The organism is Paenibacillus sp. J22P90 (assembly GCF_059692195.1).
Genome location: NZ_JCAUAY010000001.1, coordinates 345,623 through 367,776 on the forward strand (window position 1 = coordinate 345,623; position 22,154 = coordinate 367,776).

The 22,154-nt window shown below is 42.7% G+C and carries 12 protein-coding genes; all 12 read left to right on the forward strand.

Going from position 1 to position 22,154, the window contains the following annotated elements; genetic code table 11:
* Window positions 1-287 precede the first annotated feature (287 nt).
* The 12 genes from AC58UX_RS01390 to AC58UX_RS01445 all read left to right on the forward strand — a co-directional run bounded on the left by AC58UX_RS01390 (window position 288) and on the right by AC58UX_RS01445 (window position 22,139).
* Window positions 288-2,339, forward strand: coding sequence for a discoidin domain-containing protein (locus tag AC58UX_RS01390; RefSeq protein ID WP_497248981.1), 2,052 nt, complete (start codon window positions 288-290; stop codon window positions 2,337-2,339).
* A gap of 258 nt (window positions 2,340-2,597) precedes the next feature.
* Window positions 2,598-3,749, forward strand: coding sequence for a peptidylprolyl isomerase (locus AC58UX_RS01395; protein WP_497248983.1), 1,152 nt, complete (start codon window positions 2,598-2,600; stop codon window positions 3,747-3,749).
* Window positions 3,750-3,768: 19 nt separating this feature from the next.
* Window positions 3,769-6,486 (forward strand): alpha-L-rhamnosidase, encoded by a 2,718-nt coding sequence (locus AC58UX_RS01400; protein ID WP_497248985.1) that lies wholly within the window; start codon window positions 3,769-3,771, stop codon window positions 6,484-6,486.
* 43 nt (window positions 6,487-6,529) lie between these two features.
* Entirely contained in the window at window positions 6,530-8,872 is a 2,343-nt protein-coding gene (locus AC58UX_RS01405; protein ID WP_497248987.1) for an alpha-L-rhamnosidase-related protein, read from the forward strand.
* A 514-nt stretch (window positions 8,873-9,386) separates the two neighbouring features.
* Window positions 9,387-9,734, forward strand: a complete 348-nt coding sequence (locus AC58UX_RS01410) for an ABC transporter ATP-binding protein (RefSeq protein ID WP_497248989.1) — start codon at window positions 9,387-9,389, stop codon at window positions 9,732-9,734.
* A gap of 318 nt (window positions 9,735-10,052) precedes the next feature.
* Complete coding sequence (locus AC58UX_RS01415) at window positions 10,053-10,976, forward strand: ABC transporter permease (RefSeq protein WP_497248991.1); 924 nt, start codon at window positions 10,053-10,055, stop codon at window positions 10,974-10,976.
* 23 nt (window positions 10,977-10,999) lie between these two features.
* A complete protein-coding gene (locus AC58UX_RS01420) occupies window positions 11,000-11,878 on the forward strand; it encodes a carbohydrate ABC transporter permease (RefSeq protein ID WP_497248993.1) in 879 nt (292 codons plus the stop codon).
* Between the two features lie 71 nt (window positions 11,879-11,949).
* Window positions 11,950-13,548, forward strand: coding sequence for a type 2 periplasmic-binding domain-containing protein (locus AC58UX_RS01425; protein WP_497250014.1), 1,599 nt, complete (start codon window positions 11,950-11,952; stop codon window positions 13,546-13,548).
* Window positions 13,549-13,702: 154 nt separating this feature from the next.
* Window positions 13,703-15,904, forward strand: coding sequence for an AraC family transcriptional regulator (locus tag AC58UX_RS01430; RefSeq protein ID WP_497248995.1), 2,202 nt, complete (start codon window positions 13,703-13,705; stop codon window positions 15,902-15,904).
* Between the two features lie 49 nt (window positions 15,905-15,953).
* Complete coding sequence (locus AC58UX_RS01435) at window positions 15,954-17,741, forward strand: DUF4962 domain-containing protein (RefSeq protein WP_497250016.1); 1,788 nt, start codon at window positions 15,954-15,956, stop codon at window positions 17,739-17,741.
* 48 nt (window positions 17,742-17,789) lie between these two features.
* Window positions 17,790-18,824, forward strand: a complete 1,035-nt coding sequence (locus AC58UX_RS01440; protein WP_497248997.1) for a glycoside hydrolase family protein — start codon at window positions 17,790-17,792, stop codon at window positions 18,822-18,824.
* A gap of 261 nt (window positions 18,825-19,085) precedes the next feature.
* Complete coding sequence (locus AC58UX_RS01445; RefSeq protein ID WP_497248999.1) at window positions 19,086-22,139, forward strand: OmpL47-type beta-barrel domain-containing protein; 3,054 nt, start codon at window positions 19,086-19,088, stop codon at window positions 22,137-22,139.
* The last annotated feature ends 15 nt before the right edge of the window (window positions 22,140-22,154 follow it).

The following is a 22,154-nucleotide window of genomic DNA, read 5'->3' on the forward strand; positions in this document are numbered from 1 at the left end:
TGGAACATGCCTTCCGAGCGCGCATTGCTTTTATAGAATGATGTGTTCAGGGGGTTTTTTTAATAAATATCATCTCGACTGCGCCAGAGGTATCGATTATCTATGCAAATAGTTCCATTCTTCCATTGAATACTAGACGGAGAAGTTGTCTAATAAATATTGAAGCTAAAACGAAGGAGGAGAAATAACGGTCTAAGTTACTAATGTACTCGCTTGCTTTAAAACAAAAAAGAAAGCGCTTTATCCAATTGGATTTCTAGAGGTATACAATTGAGAGGAGTCTTAACATGAAAAAATTAATCGGTAGTTTAGCATTTACAGTATTCGCATTCTTGATTACTCTTCTTATATCGTCCGCAGAAGCATCAGCGGCAACGTATTATGTGGATCCAGCAGGATTGGACACGAACAACGGAACGAGCACCAGCACGCCTTGGAAAACATTAGCTAAGGTAAATGGGACTACATTTGCGCCTGGTGATACTATTTTGCTCAAGTCTGGAGGTGTATGGAACGAGCAGCTCTGGCCGAAGGGCTCGGGTAATAGCGGGGCTTATATCAAAATTGACAAGTACGGTACCGGCAATAAGCCGATCATTAACGGTGGAGGCAATACAAACGGAACAGTTTATCTAAATAACCAGTCGTATTGGGAAATACGCAACCTGGAGGTTACGAACACAGGCGGATCGAGAGGTCAATATGTAGGGATCAAAACACATAACGATTCGGGCGGTCAGCTGGATCACATTTACATTGGATATAATACTGTCCATGATGTAAACGGGTATAAGACAGGTTTCTACGGAACCAATGGCGGCATTGCCGTTGTAGCGAATGGAACAAATAACTCCAAATGGAATGATGTAGTTATTGAACATAACAATGTATATACCGTGGATCGTGTGGGAATCTTTGTCGGTCTTTCCTGGCAATACGCCGGGACAGGCGCGACTCAATGGGCAGCATATCCCAAGTCAAGCAATATTACAATCCAGAATAATACGATTCGTGATTCAGGAGGAGATAGCATTCTTAACTTTGTCACCTCGAATGTTACCGTCCAATATAATGTAGCTTATGACGGTGGAAGCAGATCTTATAGCCCCAATGATCCTAATAATACAGGTTATATCAATATTGCATCAGCCGGTATTTGGAGTGCGATTGCGGACAATACCATTTTTCAGTATAACGAAGTGTATAATGATACGAATCCGGTTGATGGGCAAGGCTTCGATGTTGACTTGGGCAGTAATAACACAACGATTCAATACAACTATACCCATAATAACTTGGGGGGTTCTGTCTTATTTTGTGAGATTACCCAAACTGACGTCAATATTAACAACACCAAAGTAAGATTTAATATATCCAATAATGATAAAACTGGCGTATTCGTATCATGCGGCAATGATATGCCAAAAGGTTCAGATGCAACTGATATTAATAATAATACGGCGTATTTGTCTGCCGGAATGAATTCAATGATTTTGAAACACAATAACTGGCCTTCTTTGAACAGGGCTGCCTTTATTTACAATAATATTTTCTATGTGCTCGGCACAACCTCGTATGCACCTCAAACAGCGAATGGTCCGACTTGGGATTATAATGTGTATTACGGACATCATCCTGCAAGTGAACCATCAGATGCCCACAAGATCACCTCAGATCCGAAGTTGGTAAATCCCGGATCTGCAGGAATCGGAAGAAATACTTTGGATGGATACAGATTGCAGACTGGATCACCCGCAATTGGCAGCGGTACGAATACCGGAGCCTGGAATCTGGGATCTCTGGATTACTGGGGTAATGCAGTTGCAGCAACAGGTGCGCCAAATCGAGGCGCTTATAATGGAGCGGGTCTTGCAGCTCCAACTACCAATTTTGCATTTAATTCAACGGTAACGACAAACAGCTCGGTAGAGAATTGGGGATTCTATAGAGTTAAGGGCGTAGATGGGCAGCGAAATTCGATTCCAGGCGAAACTGCAGGCTATTCCAGCGCATTAGGAAATAGCAACCCATTGCATACGGAATGGTATGAAATCAACTTTGGATCCATTAAGACTTTTTCGAAAGTGGTCATCTATCCAAGAAACGATGTTGCTGTGGGAACAGGATTCCCTGTGGATTTCAAGATTCAGGTATGGGATGGTACCAATTGGCAGGATAGAGCACCACAAACAAACTATGTAGTGACCGGTAACACAGGACAGGTATTTACCTGGGGTTTTTCGGACACGACAGATCGAGTGCGAATCTATGTAACGAAAAATCGCCAGCTCGGGTCAGACTATGTAACACAATTTGCTGAGGTTGAAGTTAATCCCTAAAAGATTAAGTTTAAATGCCTTCCAAACACGATTGCTTTTAATGTGTTTGGAAGGTGTTTTTTCTACAAATTGATGATCCCAGGTTAGCTTCATTGGTGGAACGCAGGTGCCCATTCTCTATGTAAGTAGTTCCTTTTTTCTATTTAAGAGGAATTATTAATGGTTTATACTAAATTTGAATTAAGGAAGCTCATTTATAAATCCGCTTTCACAGTTTTTTGCTTTTAAGACAGCTGCAGAATCAGGAGGATATCTTTTATGAATGAGCCAGTGACGAAACAAGGAGTTACACGGGGGGCGAAGCTTATTATGGGTTCTGGAATGGTTATCGTCATTATTACGCTTATAATAGCTGTTCTCAGTCACTTTTCGCCCGAATCTGCAGGAAAATCAACCAATGTGCCTTCCGTTTCTACAACAGCTACAACTGTGATTTCTCCTGATACCGTGATTGCCAATGTGAATGGAGAAGCTGTCGTTGCGGCTGAATTTACCAAGGAAATATCCGAAGAAAGAGCTCTTGTCTATGATTACTTCCAAAAGAAATACAAAGTAGAGGACAATCCCCAATTCTGGACGTCATCTTACGGAAATGAAAATCCATTGATGGTTATAAAAAAACGTTCGCTTGAGCAAATCGTCAGAATAAAGGTTCAGCAAATTGAGATGAAGAAAAAAGGAATTCTAGGTGATACAAGCTATAAGACATTTCTTCAGGAATTGGCAGTCGAAAATAAACGCAGAAAAACGACAAAGGAAAATAAAGAGGTTATTTACGGGCCAGAAGCGTATGGAGAACGGGAATATTTTGCGCATAAATTTAGTAATCAAGTAACTCTGCTTAAAGAAGAACTGGCTAAAAAAGAACTCAAAGCAACTGATGCGAATTTGAAGCAATATTACGAATCGGTTAAAGAGAATCTTTTCAGTAAAGGGAATGCAACCAAGATTCAACTGATATCTGTGAAGTTTGTAAACGATAATGGAATAGTGGACGAAGCCCTCCAAAAGATGGCAAAGGATAAGTTAAATGAAGCCAAGAAAAAGCTTGATATCGGAGCAAATTTCGCTGAAGTTGCTAAATTATATATCCTTGATGGAATCTTTGAAGAAAAGACTTACGATAATCAGAATCTGTATAGAAATAAATTTGAGATTGATCTCGTAGGCCAAGAATCTGTCAAGCTCTCCGTTGGGCAGGTTAGCAGCGTGTTCGAGGCATATGGAAGATATTGGATAGTATCCTGTATGGAGAAGAAGAATATGGGATATGCCTCTTATGATGAAAACAAGGCAAAGCTTGAACATCTCTATATCAACGCCAATTATGAAAAATACGTGGACCAATTGTATAAAGAAGCGAAAGTTGAAATTGTGGAAGAAGCTTATGCTTTAATTAAAGCAGATTAATCTGGGAGTAGGAATTATTATGACGGCTGAACTGAAAGTGATTAACATTGAAGTTGAATATATGGCAAATCCACTTGGAATTGAAAAGCAGCATCCCAGATTTAGCTGGGGATATGAATCAAAGCAACGGATGCAGATTCAAACGGCTTATCAAATTGTTGTTGCACAGAGTCTGGAAGATCTGGAAAGTGACACAGTTTTATTATGGGATAGCGGCATAGTGATTTCGAATGAAAACCGAAATATTGCCTATGGAGGTGCATTGCTGCAATCCGGGAAGCGGTATTATTGGAAGGTGCGAGTTTGGGACTCGAACGGTCAACCGTCCTCCTACAGCGATAGCGGTATTTGGGAGATGGCTTTGCTTCATCAGCAAGATTGGAAAGCACAATGGATTGGAGTTACAGAAAAAGACAAGCAGATTTGGGCAGTTGAGGATGAAGCGGCAAAGACGACAGAGTCAATTAGTTCAGGAACGCCTTTACCCATTTTCAGGTCGATATTTCAACTGGACAAAGAAGTGCTGCGGGCAAAGGCTTATATTTGCGGACTTGGGCATTTCGAGATGAGGTTGAATGGAGAAAAGGTCGGAAATGATGTCTTGGAGACAGGCTGGACGAACTATGACAAGTCATGTTTATATGCGATTCATGATGTTACGCCATACTTGCAACCAGGCGATAACGCTGTTGGCGTTATGTTGGGAAACGGTTTTTATAATGTAAGGGGGGGCCGTTACACCAAATATCTAGGCAGTTTTGGCGAACCTAAACTGATTGTGCAACTGGAGGTCGAATATAAAGACGGAACATCGCAGCAATTCGTTAGCGGAGAAGACTGGAAAATTAGCAGGGGGCCGATTACATTCTCTTGCATGTATGGCGGAGAAGACTATGATGCCCGACTGGAACAGGCCGGATGGGACCAAGCCGGATTTATGGAGGATAGTCGATGGAGAAAGGCTAATTGTGTCGTGGCTCCAAGCGGTAAGCTTCAAGCTCAGCAGATGCCTGCAATAAAAGTAATGAAATCCTTTCAGCCTATTCGAGTAAATGAATGCTCGCCGGGAGTTTATATTTATGATTTTGGGCAAAATTTCTCTGGATGGATTCAAATTGCAATAACAGGAATTCGCGGGTCTAATGTCAGGTTTACTTATGGTGAACTCGTGGATGACCAAGGTGCAGTTAATCAAAAATGGACGAAAAGCCCAAGTTATTTCTCCTATACATTAAAGGGGGAAGATGAAGAATGCTGGAGTCCGCGATTTTCATACTCAGGCTTTCGGTATATTCAAGTGGAAGGAGCAGTTCCGGACGGGGCAAATCTAGTCACTATCGAGCAACCGCCAGTGCTTAATCGTATAGTAGGACAAATGATTTATCCGAATGTGCAGACAGTAGGCGCGTTTTCTTGTTCCAATCCGCTGTGGAATCGTATCCACGAGAATATTAATTGGGCTATTCTTAGCAATTTAAAAAGTGTGTTGACGGATTGTCCGCATAGAGAAAAGCTCGGATGGTTGGAACAATCGCATTTAATGGGACCTTCCATTATGTACAACTATTATGTACCCGCCTTGTTTAGCAAAATAATCAAGGATATGGCTGAGGCTCAGTTGAGTAATGGACTTATTCCCGATATTGCTCCGGAGTATACCGTTTTTGAAGAAGGATTTCGCGATTCACCCGAATGGGGCAGTGCTTATATCATCACGTCTTGGTATGCCTATAATTGGTATGGGGATAGAGACATTCTTGAACAGCATTATGCAGGCATGAAAAAGTATATGAATTATTTAACGGTACTTTCCAGCGGTGATCTTCTAAGCCATGGACTGGGTGATTGGTGTGATGTTGGGTCTGACGGATTTCCAGTGAATACCCCGATTCCGGTCACCGCTTCAGCAACCTACTATTATGACGCTGTGATCATGGAGAGAATAGCGCGAATTATGGGGGAATCTGATGACGCTGAGATTTTCGCGGGGCTTGCAATGAGCATTAAAACGGCCTTTAATAGCAAGTTCCTTGACCCGCAAACGAGTCAATTCGCCACAGGCAGCCAAACGTCGAATGCCATGCCGCTCGCGTTGGATATGGTGCCGAAAGCGCTGCGGGAGAAGGTGCTGGACAGCATCATCCAGGATATACAAGATAAAGGGAACAGTCCTTCCGGAGGGGAAGTCGGTTTGCGGTTTATGTTGAAGGCATTAACCGATGAGGGCCAGGCGGACATTATTGCCACTCTGTTGAATAAAACGGAGCATCCTAGTTACGGTTACCAAATTGCTCATGGCGCAACAACGCTAACAGAACTGTGGGACGGACCGACAGCAGGACTTTCGCAAAATCATTTCATGTTTGGACATCCGGAAGAATGGTTTTACTCGAGCATGGCAGGCATTAGGGTCAACTATGAAATATCAAGCTCCCATCATGTAGATATTACTCCGCATATTGTCGGTGGAATTCAGTGGGTAAAGGCTCACCACGACCTTAGTCAGGGTAGAGTAGAGGTTCATTGGCAGTTGAATGAATCCGCTCAATTCCAGCTTGATGTCACCATACCCGTGAATGTGAAGGCAACTGTTTATGTGCCGGCTTTAAGTGTGAACAGTGTCACGGAAAGCGGACAGCCAGTGAATGTAACCAAAGATATCTCCTTCCTGCGACAGGAAGGAAAGTATGTAGTGCTTCAAATAGGTTCGGGCGACTATCGTTTCCTGGTTTCTTGATTGCACCGTTGGGATTTGATTTTCTTACATATGGAGTGGTGAAATGCAGACTAGTAAATATATGTGGTACCCCGGGGCATCACGTCGTGAGAATGTTTATGTTATGTTCCAAACGGAGCTTATGATTGAACAAGAAGGCACCACTACCGTTAACATATTTGGCAGCAATGTTTATCGTGGATATATAGATGGAACCGAATTTGTCCAAGGCCCTGCACGCTTCGAGGCTGATCATCCCGAATATGATGAATGTCAGCTCGATTTGAGGCAAGGAAAGCATGTGCTTTCAGTCGTTGTGCACTATTATGGCGTTTCAACACGCATGCTTGCACCGGAAACACCAGCCTTTCTGCAATGCGAAGTTCTGGGGGGATTAGGAAGACTGCCTTTGCAATGGACATGCAAGGAGCTTGAGGCGTTTGCCCATTCGCAACGTCGTTTGAATGTTCAGTTAGGGTGGATGGAGCAATGCGATATGAGACTGTTGCCTGATCTTGCTTACCTCCACAAGGGAGCCGATTGGGTCGAGCCTGAAGAGGTAGCTGTTCAACTTGGAGCTTACTGCCCCAAATCCATTGCTGATTGTTACACACTTTCTAGAGAAGGAAAGCTGTTGGCTGAGGGGAAATATACGAATCGATTCGGCTACATAAATGATGATATTCCCATTCGGTTTATGATGCGTGATCTGGCACCAGGCTTGCCTCCAGAAGGGGTATGGATGAGGTTTGATTTAGGATTAATCGGCTTGTATTGTCCGAAAATTATCCTGGATGCTCCAATGGGTACGATAGTTGAAGCTGGCTATTGTGAATCCCTTACAGATGGACGCGTGTGTCCAATCATTACATTATCTGACAGTAATTCATGCAACATGGATCGTTGGATTACCAATGCAGGCAAACAGGTTTTGCAAACATTTTCTCCGCGTGGTTTCCGTTTTCTGGAGCTGCATATTTCAGATCCGGATATAAAACTCGATCAGATTAGTGTTGAAGGCATGCAGCGTACTTATTTTGATAAACCTAGGGGAGCATTTAATTGCAGCGATCCTTTGTTAAATGACATTTGGCTGAAGGGGCTGCATACGTTGCAAGCCTGCAGCGAGGATGCCTTAACCGATACGCCGACGCGTGAGCGGGGGCAATGGCTTGGGGATGCTGTGGCGGTTGGGATGGAAACACTTAGTGTTTCTTTTGGCGACTTGTCCTTGATTCGCAGGGGGTTGCTTCAAGCTTCTCATTGCAGATCTCCAGAGGGAATGGTTAGCGGGCTGTATCCAGGACAGAATGGATATCTTAGCTCTTATGCGCTTTTGTGGGTTAGTGGGTGCATGCGATATTACTGGAAAACCGGGGACCGCGCTTTATTAATTGAATGCTATGATACGGCAGAGAAAACAATAGCATTATTTTTGAAAAATATGAGTCCAAGAGGAATTACCGAATTTGAGGGGTGGGATTTCATTGATTGGGGACATTCCATCGAAGCTGGAGAAATTAATGTTTCCCTGAATATTATGATGCTTGGCGCACTACGTGATCTTGCTTTATGGGAAAAAGAAATAGGCGAATGGGCAGCTTCAGAGCGTAGAATAGAGCAAGCGGAGTCATTGGAAGTGTTAATCCATCAAACTTTTAAAAATTCTGCTGGTATTATGGCTCATTCTGTTGCATCTAATGATGAGTTGAAAGAAAGCCCGTTTACCCCGGGATATCATTCGACTGTGCTTGCACTATGGTTGAATCTGTTGGATGGTGAGCAAAAGAAAAATGCCGTACATTTTGTGAAACAGCATATGCTACATTGTTTTCCCAATGATGTCTCGGCTCCACGTCTTTCGCATCCTGCAGCGAATCATAATTGCTTGATAACTCCTTATTTTTCACATTTTGCTTTGCATGCCTTATGGGAAGCGGGTGAGGCGGATTTTGTGCTGGAGCAGTATAGGGTCTGCTGGGGGTGGATGATAGAGTTGGGTGCAACCACGCTACTTGAGGTTTTTGATCCGCGTTGGAGCCATTGCCATGCTTGGTCCGCCTGTCCTACTTGGCAGTTATCACGGCACTTGCTTGGCTTACTACCAGATGAATCGGGCGATGCATCCTCTTTTTACTGGAATCCCAAGCCGGGAAGCCTCGAATTTGCGGAAGGAAAGCTGCCGCTTGACAATGTAAAGGGACAGGTCAATATTAAGTGGCATAGAGAAGAACAAGAAAAACGCTGGATTTATGAGCTGCAAAGCGACCAGCCCATCAAACTCCAAATTTCCAGTAAGTGGAGACTGATTGCCATAGAAGCGGATGGCTTCCCCAAGGATAGTAGTATAGACGTTTTACATGTGAATGACTCACTGAGAATCATTTTTGAAGAGAAGCATTTATAACAACAGTTAGTAGTACCCGTTTCGGTGGTCGTTATCCACAATTAGACGAGAGACTAGCCATCAATGAGGCATTTCGCTCTTGGTAGGGTGTCCTTTTAGATTTCCGGTTTACTCCATGATGAGCAGATATGGAAAAGAGTCTAGTAATTGAAATTCATCTTGGAGGTTGATTTGTGTGAAAAGCGTAACTCAAATTCGGTTGGAAATAGAACACAAAAGGACCGAAATGTATGACGTTTGCCAATAGTATGGTTATATGTCACTGCAGGCGTTGAAAACTTCGCAAGAACTTGAATACTTAATAAATATATATCAGCAGGAAAAAACCATTAAATAGAGATATATTTGTTAATGAACGGCGTTGCTCAAGGGCGATATTGACAGGAGTTAAATAGTTAGGGAGCAGCTTGCCATGTGGTAGCAGCTTCCTTTTTGTCATACGAGAGATTCAAAGCAAAATTACGTTGCTTCGTGTCCACAACCTCAAAAAATTCGACAATACAGGGGAAGATTTGTGAAGCTTCCGCTAATTTATCGGGGGATGACGAGAAAGCAAAGAGAGCCGATGGTTGTAAAAGCGTTGGAAGCGGTGGATTTAATAGATCGAAGGAAGCATATGCCTTCGGAGCTGTCTGGCGGACAGCAGCAGCGCGTTGCGATTGTGCGCACGTTAGCAGGCGATCCGCCGATCATTCTAGCGGATGAGCCAACGGGGGCGCTGGATTCGAAGACTGGCGCAGAGATCATGGATATTTTTAAGCGGTTGAATGAACAAGGGTGCACGATTATTGTGATTACACATGACCGGCAGGTTGCGGAGCAGGCGAAGCGGGTAATGAGATTTCGAGATGGAAGGTTTTAATAAAGATAGGCCTTACGATAAAAACGTAAGGCTTTTGATTTTTTAATATTGAACAATGATTTACTCTGGACTTTGAGTTGTTTTGCAATCAAATAAAACCAACACCAGATCGTGTTATTAGTCAGGATCATGATATTTTTGTACAAGTCCATCGAAAGTGTAGATTAGTGATATTTTTTGCGTCATTTTGTTATTGTAAGTGATTAAAGGGTTGATTAAGATTGGCATCAGGAGTTGCAACCGCTAACAAATTTGAAAATGCAGACTGATTGAGGTGAAAAGTATTTGGACATGGACTTTAAGGTAGCAAGCGTCAGAATGAATAAGGCGTCAAAGGAAAAAACGATTTTGGAACAATATTGGACAAATAAGTATTTGTTCATAATGCTTTTGCCGGTCATTGCTTATTATGCTATTTTTCACTACGGACCGATGTACGGTGTACTCATTGCTTTTAAAAATTACAAATTACTTGAAGGAGTATCGGGAAGTCCTTGGGTAGGGCTCGAAAATTTTAGAGATTTATTTACTGGTGAATATTTTCTCACCGTGCTTGCAAATACGCTCATCATTAATTTCTATAAACTGCTGATTGGATTTAGCGCACCTATTATACTAGCGCTTATGTTAAATGAAGTCGTACACAGTTGGTTTAAAAAAATGGTTCAAACGATCAGCTATATGCCGCATTTTCTTTCCTGGGTCGTACTATCCGGATTGATTATTGAGTTCCTTTCGCCTAGCCGAGGACCTGTCAATATTGTGCTGACCCATTTCGGATTTGAGCCGATATACTTTATTACAGAAGCAAGTTGGTTCCGCAGCATTCTTGTAAGTTCCGATATATGGAGAAATATTGGTTTTTCAACAATCATATTTCTAGCAGCAATTGCGGGAATTAATCCGGAAATGTATGAATCGGCGGAAGTGGATGGAATCAATCGGTTGCAGCGTATTTGGATGATTACCTTGCCGTCTATCGCACCGGTTATTGTGATTATGCTCATTTTAGCTACAGGTTCAATCATTAACGACGACTTTGAGCAAGTGTTTAATTTGCTGAATGCCAAGGTACTTGATGTGGGTGAAGTATTGTCTACGTATACGTATAAAGAAGGTTTGACCAAGATGAATTTCAGCTACGCAGCTGCAGTCGGTTTGTTTAAGAACGTTGTGGCGCTCATTCTTGTTCTGACAGCTAACCAGTTGGCTAAGCGTTTTACAGATGAGAGCATTATTTAATTTGGAAACATAGGAGAGATTGCATGAAAGTTCGTTTATCTCGATTTGATCGGTTATTTGTCGGATTGATTTATTTCATATTAACGTTAGCTGCGATCTCGTTTCTACTGCCTCTAATGCAAGTAGTCACGATTTCTGTAAGCCCGCCTGAAGTCGTGAACCAATACGGTTTTCATTTTATCCCAACAAAATTTGATTTCAGCGGGTATGCAGGTGTATTCCAAAACGGATCGATTTGGGTTGCTTATAAAAATACGATAATTCGAACGCTATTAGGTACGACGCTAACTATTTTGCTTACCTTTATGGGGGCGTATCCGCTGGCTAAAAAACATCTGCCTCATCGTAAATTTTGGACGATTTTCATCGTAATAACGATGTTTTTCTCAGGCGGTCTTATTCCATCTTATTTATTGATAAGAAACCTCGGGATGTTAAACACGATTTGGGCTCTTATTCTACCTGGAGCTATCAGCACGTATATGCTGCTAGTCGCTCGTAGTTTCTTGGCAGCCTTGCCGGAAAGTCTAGAGGAAGCTGCCAAAATCGATGGTGCTAACGAAATGTTTATTTTGTTCCGAATCGTACTGCCGCTCTCCATGCCTATTATTGCAACAGTTGGTTTGTATGCAGCAGTTTACCATTGGAATGCCTGGTTTGACAGCATGATATATATCCAAGACGCAAGCAAACAAGTGCTGCAGCTTGTGCTGAGAAACATTTTAATAACGGGCAGCGATCCATTGATTGAGCAAATGACTGGCGGTAATCGGCAAGTGATTAATACGGATACGCTCAAAATGGCAGTGCTGGTCGTAGCTATTTTACCAATTCTCATCATATACCCGTTTCTTCAAAAGTATTTCATTCAAGGGGCTTTGATTGGTTCGGTGAAAGGTTAGTCCTCGGTGATGAACCGGGTTAACATAGTGTATACTATCTATTTACAGGGGGAATGGTTTCGTTGAAAAAAATGATGAAGGTTTTGGTAACAACCACTTTAGCAGCAAGCGTAATGGCCGCATGTGGAAACAACAATGCTTCCGAGACACCAAAAGCAAGTCCAACTGCCGCAGCAAGTCAAGGGCCGGTGACGATCGATTATTTGGCACATAACTCCTATGCACAAATGGCGGACGGGGCAAATAATCCGATTCAGAAGCTCGTTGAACAGAAGTTTAACGCGAAATTTAACGTTTGGTACCTGGATGCGCAAAATCGCGAAGAAAGCTTGAATGTAAAGTTAGCATCTGGTGAAATGCCGGACGTCATGAGTTTGGTAGGCACATTACCTAAACTGATTGATCAAAGTGTTGCTGCCCCTATTGATGAAGCTTTAGTGCGGAAATATGCGCCTACATATGCTAAGTTTATTGATACCAATTACAAACAGTCCTGGGACTTCGGCAAATATAACGGTAAACTGTATGCGCTTCCGTCGACAAACATAAATTCTAGTTACCCGACTGCTGTTATTTGGCGGGACGATTGGCTTAAGAAAGTCGGGATTACCAAAACGCCGGAGACGATTCAAGAAGTAGAGCAAGCTCTAATCAAATTCCGCAACGAAGACCCTGACGGAAATGGCAAAAAAGATACATACGGGATGTCTGACTTTGCGATACCAGCAATTATGGGTGCTTTCGGACGTCCGGCCTGGGATGATATTAAAGCTGGTGTTAAAGAGCCTATAAAGGCCGTTGTGCCGATGATGAAAGATGGTAAGGTTGTCATTGCCGGCATTCAGCCGGAAATGAAGGATGCGCTTGCGCTCTTGCAAAAATGGTATAAGCAAGGACTGATTGATCCAGAGTTCCTGACTAGTGAGAATACAACAGGCTATTGGGCAAATTCACAAGCGTTTTTCAATAACCGAATCGGTTTAACCGGTAAGGGCTTGTTCGCCCATTGGCGGAATGAACTGGATCCAGCCAGCCCACAAGATCAAGGTGGCGGACAGTACATCGAGTTCAAGAAATCGCAACCGAACGGGACATATACATTTGGTAAAGCGCCAGTAGGACCAAATGGGGCATCAGGAACACCGCAATGGCAAGCATTTGGTAACTCTATCCTATTTACAACAAAAGGAACAAAAGATCCTCGTAAAGTAGAAACCGTCCTCAAAATGATCGAAGCCGACTATGCCGATAATGAGTACTGGTTGACAATTACACAGGGGCTTAAGGACAAAGATTGGAAGATGGATAATGGCAAGTTCGTTACGCTCGATGGCGATACGAAGACGCCGGCCGAAGTGAAGGGACGCTTTATTTTTAGTGTCGGTCAATCACCTGACGAATGGGTGAAGAAGAAAGATCAATTTAATTTCCAATTTGCGGATAAAACGAAAACTAAAGGTTATGAACCGATCCCAATGCCAGTTGTTGATTCTTTCTCCAAGAATGCGAATACGCTTGGCAAGTTAGAAGTCGAAACGTATTTGAAAATTATTACAGGCGAAAGTACGATTGACTCGTTTGACGAGTTCGTTAAGAAGTTCAGAAGCGGCGGTGGCGATCAGATCGAGAAAGATTGGACCGACACTTACAATAAAATGGTTGGTAAATAAAGCCGATTAAATGCAGGGAGGAGTATATCCTCCCTGTTTTTCCAGATTGATTTGAGTGTAAGCAGGTCATCCAATGACGGGGAACAGGTTGCAAATGATTGAACACCGCAGATTCCCAGTGTATAATCTGTGACAACTGAGGAGTGATACTAACATGAAATTGTTCATCCAAAATAACCAATCATTCATCCGTCTTATGGCTTTTAACCTCTTACTTGTCGTCATTATTACGATTATTCCAACTTTTGTTTTATATCAATATTTTGTCACTAATTATGATAAGGAATTAACGAAGCTGAATTTGCAAACGGTATCCCAATTTCGAAATTTTTTGGACCAGAAGGTATTAAGAGATGTCATTGACATTCCTAGTCTGTATTTTTCTGATCTGGAAAGCGATGAGCCATTGGTGTATCCGCTCCAACACGATATTACGAAGGATTCATCTAAGATCCTGCAGACGTCCAAACGAATTTTTGAAATTAAAAACCGGATAAACTATATAGATTCAATTGACATTTACTATCGTAGTAATCAGATATTGTTTCAGGATACGAATGTTTGTCTTCTCCCCTCGACGGGTTGTTTATTGGGATTCCGAGAAAACTGGCTTCATGATTTCAACGAATCGGATAAAATGATAGCCTGGTTGAATAATTCATCTGGTAATCCTGAAGATGCCAAAAGAATGATTACTTATGTGCGCAGTATTCCTTATTTTGCTCCGTTAAGCAGCAGGCTTGGTGTTGTCGCGATCAATCTGAATGTGGAAGCCATTCGGGGAATGATGAATGAATATAATTTTATGGGTGGGAGTCCGTTATTTGCTGTGACCGAAGATGGAGAATTTATGACCGGGACGCATGACGATGTCTTGTGGAATCAACTGGAGATGGATGTTCGTCAAAAACTACTCGGCTCTAAGGAAAATGAAGGAATTTTGAAAACCAAAGTGAACGGACAATCCAGCATTATATCGTATTCTCTGTCTGATATTAATCATTGGCGCTACTTGTCCATTACACCGGTCGATGCCTTTTTCGGTAAATCCATCGAAATCCGGAATTGGCTATTGATTACGGGCAGTATTTTATTCCTGATTAACTTGGCGGTTGCTGCTTGGATAACAAGGAAGGCCTATAAGCCGATTGGGACAGAAATTGATGAATTGAAGTTGAATTTGGAAAGAAACAAGCCGGTTATTCGTCATACCTATATAATGAAACTTTTAACAGGCAATGTCATCATTAACGAGCCAGAGATGCCAAATGCCAATTTGACAGGGGTTCAAATTAACCGACCTTGGATGTTTTGTTTTGTCATCCACCTCCATCCTCAGAATGAGAATTTCGAGCAGGTTATTATGAAGCTATACAATCTTGTGCAAGAATTGGAAATGGAGAATCCTTTATGCAGCATGTATGCCGTTCAAGATGAGGATGAGCATATTTCAGGCATCGTCAATTATCATGAAAATGTCGATATGGATGCCATAATTTCTCATATGCAGATGATTTTGAATTCGCAATTAAGTATGGCGTATACACTGAGTGTCAGCAACCCGAACCTGGTTATTGAAACAAGAATTGCAGACGGATTCAGAGAAGCGAAGGAAGCTTTAGCTTATGAATTTCTCCTCTCCGATCCTGTCATTCATTATGAAAACTTGTCTATTCCCGAAAGAAAAGAGTCCGGACCTATCCTATCCTACATTCAGAAAATTGAAGAAGGACTCCGTGAGGGGACTCATGATCAATTACAACAAACCATGCAAGCCTTAGTGGTACATATGTCAGCTAACCTATATACCGTAAACTACTGTAAATCGGTTTTAAACGATATTGTTGTCTTAATTCGAAAAAGGATTCATGCAATGGGCATGTCATCAGAACAACTGCTAGGCTTTGAGATTCAAGAAGCTTTTGTCAGACTACGTAAAATGGAGTTGTTCCCCGAGTGGGTGAGTCCCATCGTACAGTTGGTCATAGATAAAGGACAAACAGGTAAATTAAAAGTAGATGCCAAATTACAGGAGAAAATCAACCAATTTATTCAAGCAAATATGAGTAATCAGCTCTCGCTTGATTTAATTGCTGATCATTTAAACATTTCTCCAAACTACGTCAGTAAATTATTCAAAACGGTAATCGGTTCAACTTTCACAGAGTATGTAACGGATATGAAATTAAAGAGAGCGATGATACTTCTAATGGAGGAAAGACTCTCGGTTCAAGACATTTCTTCTCAACTAGGCTACAACTCAACCCATCATTTCATTCGATTATTTAAAGACAAATATGGACATACGCCTAAACAATATCAGAAACTTCAAGAAGGAAGAGGAGATAAGGACTAATATGCAAGTAGAATGGTTGAAACGATTGCGAGCGGAACATCCGCGATTAATGGGGACCTCGGAAGATTTTGAGGAATTGAAGCTAAAGATACAAAACGACTCTTTAGCAAAGATATGGTATGAGTCCTTGAAACAACAAACATTGCAACTGCTTACTGATCCGAGCCAAAAGTGTACAGAAGAGTCGGCTATTTTTTGGATAACATCACTGGCTCTCATGTACAAATTGGATGGAGGTGCCATTTACGCTCAACGTGGTTGTCAGGAGCTTTGCAAGTTGTCGCAGCTACCCAGCTGGACGCCTGATTTCTTTCTACATACTTCAGCTTATTTGATAAGCTGTTCAATTGGTTATGACTGGTTTTATGATTGTTTGACAGAAGATCAGCGGAAATTAATCCGTGATGCAATTGTGCATAAAGGACTGATTCCTGCACGCACGGTGTATCGGTATACGCCTAATGCGCCATATGATCAGAGCGATTGGCCATTACGAACGAATAACTGGAACTTAGTTTGTAATGGAGGTGTAATTATGGGAGCTCTTGCCGTTGGCGAATATGAACCTGCCATTGCGGATGAAGTGCTGAAAGGTGCTTTTCACTTCATGCCTGCTGCACTTGCCAGTTTTGCCAAGGACGGAGGCTGGAACGAAGGCGTTGCTTATTGGATATATACCTGGGTTATGTTATCCCGTCCTTTGGCAGCGCTTGATACGGCGATTGGAAGCGATTCCCATAATTTCGCTGACTATGAAGGAATCAGAGACACTGGTTTTTTCCCTATCTACATGTATGGACCTTCAGGCCAGTTTTTTAACTTTGCAGACTGTTTTACGGACCTCAATAAGCGTGATAATGAAGGGATGTACTGGTTGGCGAACAAGTTTAACCTACCGCAATTAACTCGGTGGCGGGCTGACAAAGCCCAGAAAGCCGTAAACCCATTTATGAATCCAATGGAGTTACTTTGGTTTAATCCCCAACATCTCTTAACCGAATCGGAAGCCCTTCCATTAGATAAGTACTATCGCGGTATGGAAGTAGCTACAATGCGGAGTGCATGGGACGATGAAAATGCCTTGTTTGTCGGAGTCAAAGCCGGCGATAATCAAGCTCCTCATGGTGAGTTGGATATGGGCACATTTGTAGTGGATGCGCTTGGTGAGCGCTGGATCCAGGATAACGGTGAAGGAAACCGAAGGTGGCCTGATTTCTGGAATATGACTCCCAATGGGACTAGATGGCGTTATTACAAGAAACGGGCGGAAGGACATAATACGCTGGTCATAAACCCTAGGCCAGTTAGGGATGAGACGCAAGCCAATCCGGACCAGTACCCGTTAGCAAAAGGAACTATTGTAGAGTTTCAATCAACACCGACGGATTGCTGGGCAGTCCTAGATATCACAAGTGCTTATGCGGATGATGCTGACCGCGTTGAGCGTAAGATCGAGCTGCTAAATCATCGCCAGCAGGTAAGGGTGAGCGATCACATTCAACTGAAAGATATGGGTGAAATCTGGTGGTTTATGCATATTAATAGTCAAGCAGTGGTAGAGATCTCAGAAGATAGGCATACGACTACCTTAACCATAGGAAATAAAAATCTTTCGATTCAGCTCGAATGTTCAGAAGCGGACGCTGGTTTTGAGTTGATGGATGCTAAACCGCTTCCGACATCCCCTAATCCTGAGATTCAATGGAAAGAACCGCACTGGTCCAATCCGGCATATGTGGAAAGAAACGTACCCGAGAAGAAGCTGGCTATTCATTTGAAAAGCAAAAAAGACTTACGTATATCCGTACGCATGGTGCCATTTACCAGCGAACCTTAACTGCACCGGATAAAGGCGAGAAGTCCGACTAAATCAGGAGCGAATGGAGTGAAAAGACTGATGGCAAAAAGCTTATATGAACGGTTGCTTCCAGCTCCAACGAGCGGTGGGTTCCAAATGGAAGGATATTGGATTTGGTGTGGCTCGGTCGTCCAAGGTGAAGACGGACACTTTCATATGTTCGCTTCTCGTTGGCCCAAATATCTGCCCATGCATCCCGGCTGGTTGGTTCATTCGGAAGTAGTAAGAGCCGTATCCGATACGCCGGAAGGCCCTTATCGATTTGCGGAAGTTGTACTGCCTGCGAGAGGTGCAGAATATTGGGACGGGCGCAGCACGCATAATCCTCATATCGTGAAACATGAAGGCAAATATCTCTTGTATTACATGGGTACAACCTACCCGTTTCCGGATGTAAAACCAGGTGAAGAATACGGTCTAGATGATGCCCGTTGTATTGTAGCCAGAGCTAACAAGCGGATTGGATTGGCGGTTGCGGATCATGTCGAAGGACCATGGGAGAGACTGGATTCACCGATATTAGGCGTACGTCCAGGCAAATTTGACAGCTACCTTACCTCAAATCCGGCTCCTTGTGTACATGAAGATGGCTCAGTCCTTCTCATCTATAAATCCAGAGCTTACAAAGGTCATGCATTCAGTGATATGGCACTTGGAGCGGCTTGGGCAGATCATTACATGGGGCCCTATCATGCGATGTGCGAAGAAGCAATTTTCCCACCATCAGACATTCATCTTGAGGATCCCTTCATCTGGAAAACAGAAGACGGTTATGAGATGATCGCAAAAGATATGAACGGGAACGTTGGCGGCGAAAAGCACGGCGGCATTCATGCATATTCACGGAATGGATTGAGCTGGAAAATTGCCGATGAGCCAAAAGCGTATTCACGGCTCATCACTTGGGATGACGGAACGACAAGAAATATGGGTAATTTTGAAAGACCGTTTCTCTGGTTTCAAGATGGTAAACCAACGCACTTGTTTGCAGCTACGACTGATGGAAATGGAAATTTCGGAGGCCGTAACACATGGAACATGGTTATTCCTATTGGAGAATGAAATCATAATATCTCATTAGCGATACATAAAATAGCCACCACCCATAAAAATGTGTGGTGGCTATTTTTAAAGCGACCTGCGCAGATCTGTAACTTGGCTGTCAGAAAAGAGTTGATTTCACAGTTTAAACATGAGAATGCAAAGAAAATGTTACTTTTGAAGAAACATTGGTATATCTTAACACCTTTAAAACGACCTATAATCAATCCGTAAACGCTTACTGTGTGACAAACTAGGATCGTAGGAAAGGGGAAATATGCCATGAAGAAAGCTGTTATCTTATTATGGATTACTGTTCTTTTAACAAGTGGAATTTGTGTTTCCGCTAATGGATCAATCGTTTCAGCAAATTCAGCAACGTCGGGTACTCAATATTATGTTGATTCACTTACCGGAAGTGACAGTAACGATGGTCTTGATCCAACCACACCTTGGCAAAGCTTAAGTAAAGTGAATTCGACCACTTTTGCGCCAGGAGATCAGATTTTATTAAAGTCGGGTTCAAGTTGGACGGGACAATTGGCTCCAAAGGGATCGGGGACCGAAGGTAACCCAATTATCATTAATAGTTATGGAGGAACAAGTAAACCTCTCATTAATGGGAATGTGACGGGTGATGCCAATGGCTTATCGGCTGGAACTGTATATTTGATTAACCAGGAGTACTGGGAAATTAACAATTTAGAAATTACGAATAATAGCACAACGGCAGGGAATCGACTAGGTGTTCAGGTTGTCGCACAGGATTTCGGGACGGCGAATCATGTTTATCTTAAAAATTTATATATTCATCATGTTAAAGGGGATAATGCTAACAAAATAACAGGTGGTATCGCTATTCTGGTTATGGGAAGAACCGTTCAAACAAAGTGGAATGACGTGTTAATTGACGGAAATACGATTACCTCTGTAGACCGCAGCGGAATTGTAACCAATTCTAGTTGGTGCAACCGACTTCAAATTACAACTTGTTCAGGCGATTGGTATGCCTCTACGAATGTCATCATTCAAAATAATAACGTTTCCGATCTTGGTGGTGATGGCATTGTGCCAAGGGTAACGGATGCAGCCGTCGTACAGTACAACGTTGTTCATGATGCTAGTGTTCGCTCTGGTGTAGCCAATGTAGCCATTTGGGCATTTGATGCTGACAATACGATTTTTCAGTATAATGAGGCCTATTTGACACGGACGACTTTGGATGGGCAAGGGTATGATGTGGATTGGGCGCAAGATGGGACGATCTTCCAGTACAATTACAGTCATGACAATGAGGGCGGCTTCATTACCTTTGCCACAGATGGTTCTAGGGGGCCGACAACGACAAACGGAATTGTCAGATATAATATTAGTCAAAACGATAAAACAAGATTGTTTCAAATCGCTGGACCAAGTACGAATATGCAAATTTATAACAATACGTTATACCTGCCTCCCGGTTCAACAACAAGTCCAGTTGTTGCAGCAGCATGGAATGGTGGGAATCCAGTTAGTTCGTACTTCTATAACAATATTTTTTATTTGTTAGGTAGTGGTGCTTGGACAGGACTTAATGTCTTCACCACATTAAATTTCGATTACAATACGTTCTATGGTGTACACGCAACTGGAGAGCCGAACGATGCACATAAGTTGACCACAGATCCGCTGCTCATAAGTCCAGGAACCGGGGGTATTGGACGTCTTACAACGGACGGATACAAACTTCAAATGGGCTCACCTGCCTTGGGTTCAGGAACGGTCATGGCGAATAACGGCGGTTCCGATTATTGGGGGAATGCTGTCTCCAATACGGCGACGCCTAATCGCGGGGCGTATAACGGCCCTGGTTTAAAAGTAAATAAAGTACGAATCGATGCACCTAGCATCGTGGACCCAGGTATTGTAGTGCCCGTTTCTATTACAGTAGAAAATGGGAACAGTGAGCTAATTCCGAACAGTACGTTACATGTGTCGGGGCCTCAGGGGTGGACGGTTACACCTGCAAATATTGCAATTCCGCAGCTAGAATCTGGTGAAACCTATCAGATAAATGCGAACTTAAATGTTCCCGTTAGCGCAAAGGCCGGTCAGTATACAATTTCAGCCGCCTGGTTAACAGATCATACGACTCAAAACGCAATTCGAGCGGTTGTGATTCCGGATCCCAATATTGCGTTGGGTATGCCTGCCACACAGTCAATTACCGCCTATGGGGGAATACCAGAGCGTGCAGTTGATGGAAAAACAAGCGGTGTTTGGGCAAATGGTTCAGTGACGCATACGCCAGAAACCTCGGTTCAGCCTTGGTGGCAGGTTGATTTAGGTACTAGTCAACCTATTGATCAAATTGCAGTTTGGAACAGGACAGACTGTTGTTCTGCACGTCTTAGTCATTACTATGTTTTAGTTTCTAATACGCCGTTTGTTAGTAATTCACTTGGCGCGACGCTTGATCAACCTGGCGTTTGGTCTTCGTATCAAACCCAAATAGCGGGTAGTCCAACCAAAATAAACGTAGGCAAATACGGACGTTATGTACGAATTCAATTGGAAGCTACTGACGCGCTTAGTCTTGCAGAAGTCCAAGTCTTCAAAGGGACTTTTAGAGACATAACACCCCCGGTTACAACGGATAATACTAGATCAGACTGGCAGCATACTGATCAAACTATCCAGCTAACTGCTACAGACATGGAGAGTGGGGTTTTCAAAACCTACTATCGTGTTAATGGAGGAAGCTATACACAAGGCAATGAAGTAAAGATCGAAGAAGACGGTATTCATTCGATTCAGTATTACAGCGTAGACGGCGCCGGAAATAAAGAAGAAGTAAAGTCCGTGACAGTGAAGTTGGATAAATCAAGTCCTGTTATTCAGACATCCGTAACAGCATCCGTATATCAAACGGAAACGATTCTACTGGATTATTCTGTGACTGATTCCTCAAGCGGCCTTCAGGATTCTGAAGCCAAATTGGATGGTGTTATCGTAACGTCCTCACTTGTATTGGAGCCCTTCTCGCTAGCTGAGGGGACACACCTATATGAAGTTGCTGCCTATGACAACGCAGGTAACCAAACCGTAGAACAGTTTGTATTCCAAGTAACCATGGACATATATCACTTGGATGAAATGGTTAATTACGGATATGACAAAGGTTGGATTACGAAAAAAGGCATACAAAACAGTTTACTAGATAAAATTTCAAAGATTCAGACTGGCGATCTGGATGTCCTTAATTCTTTGGGTCACGAGATTAGTGCTCAAACAAATAAATCTATTTCCGAAGCATTTGCTAATTTACTTCTCGATGCAATCGATCGTCTCCAATAGATGTTGTTCTTACTT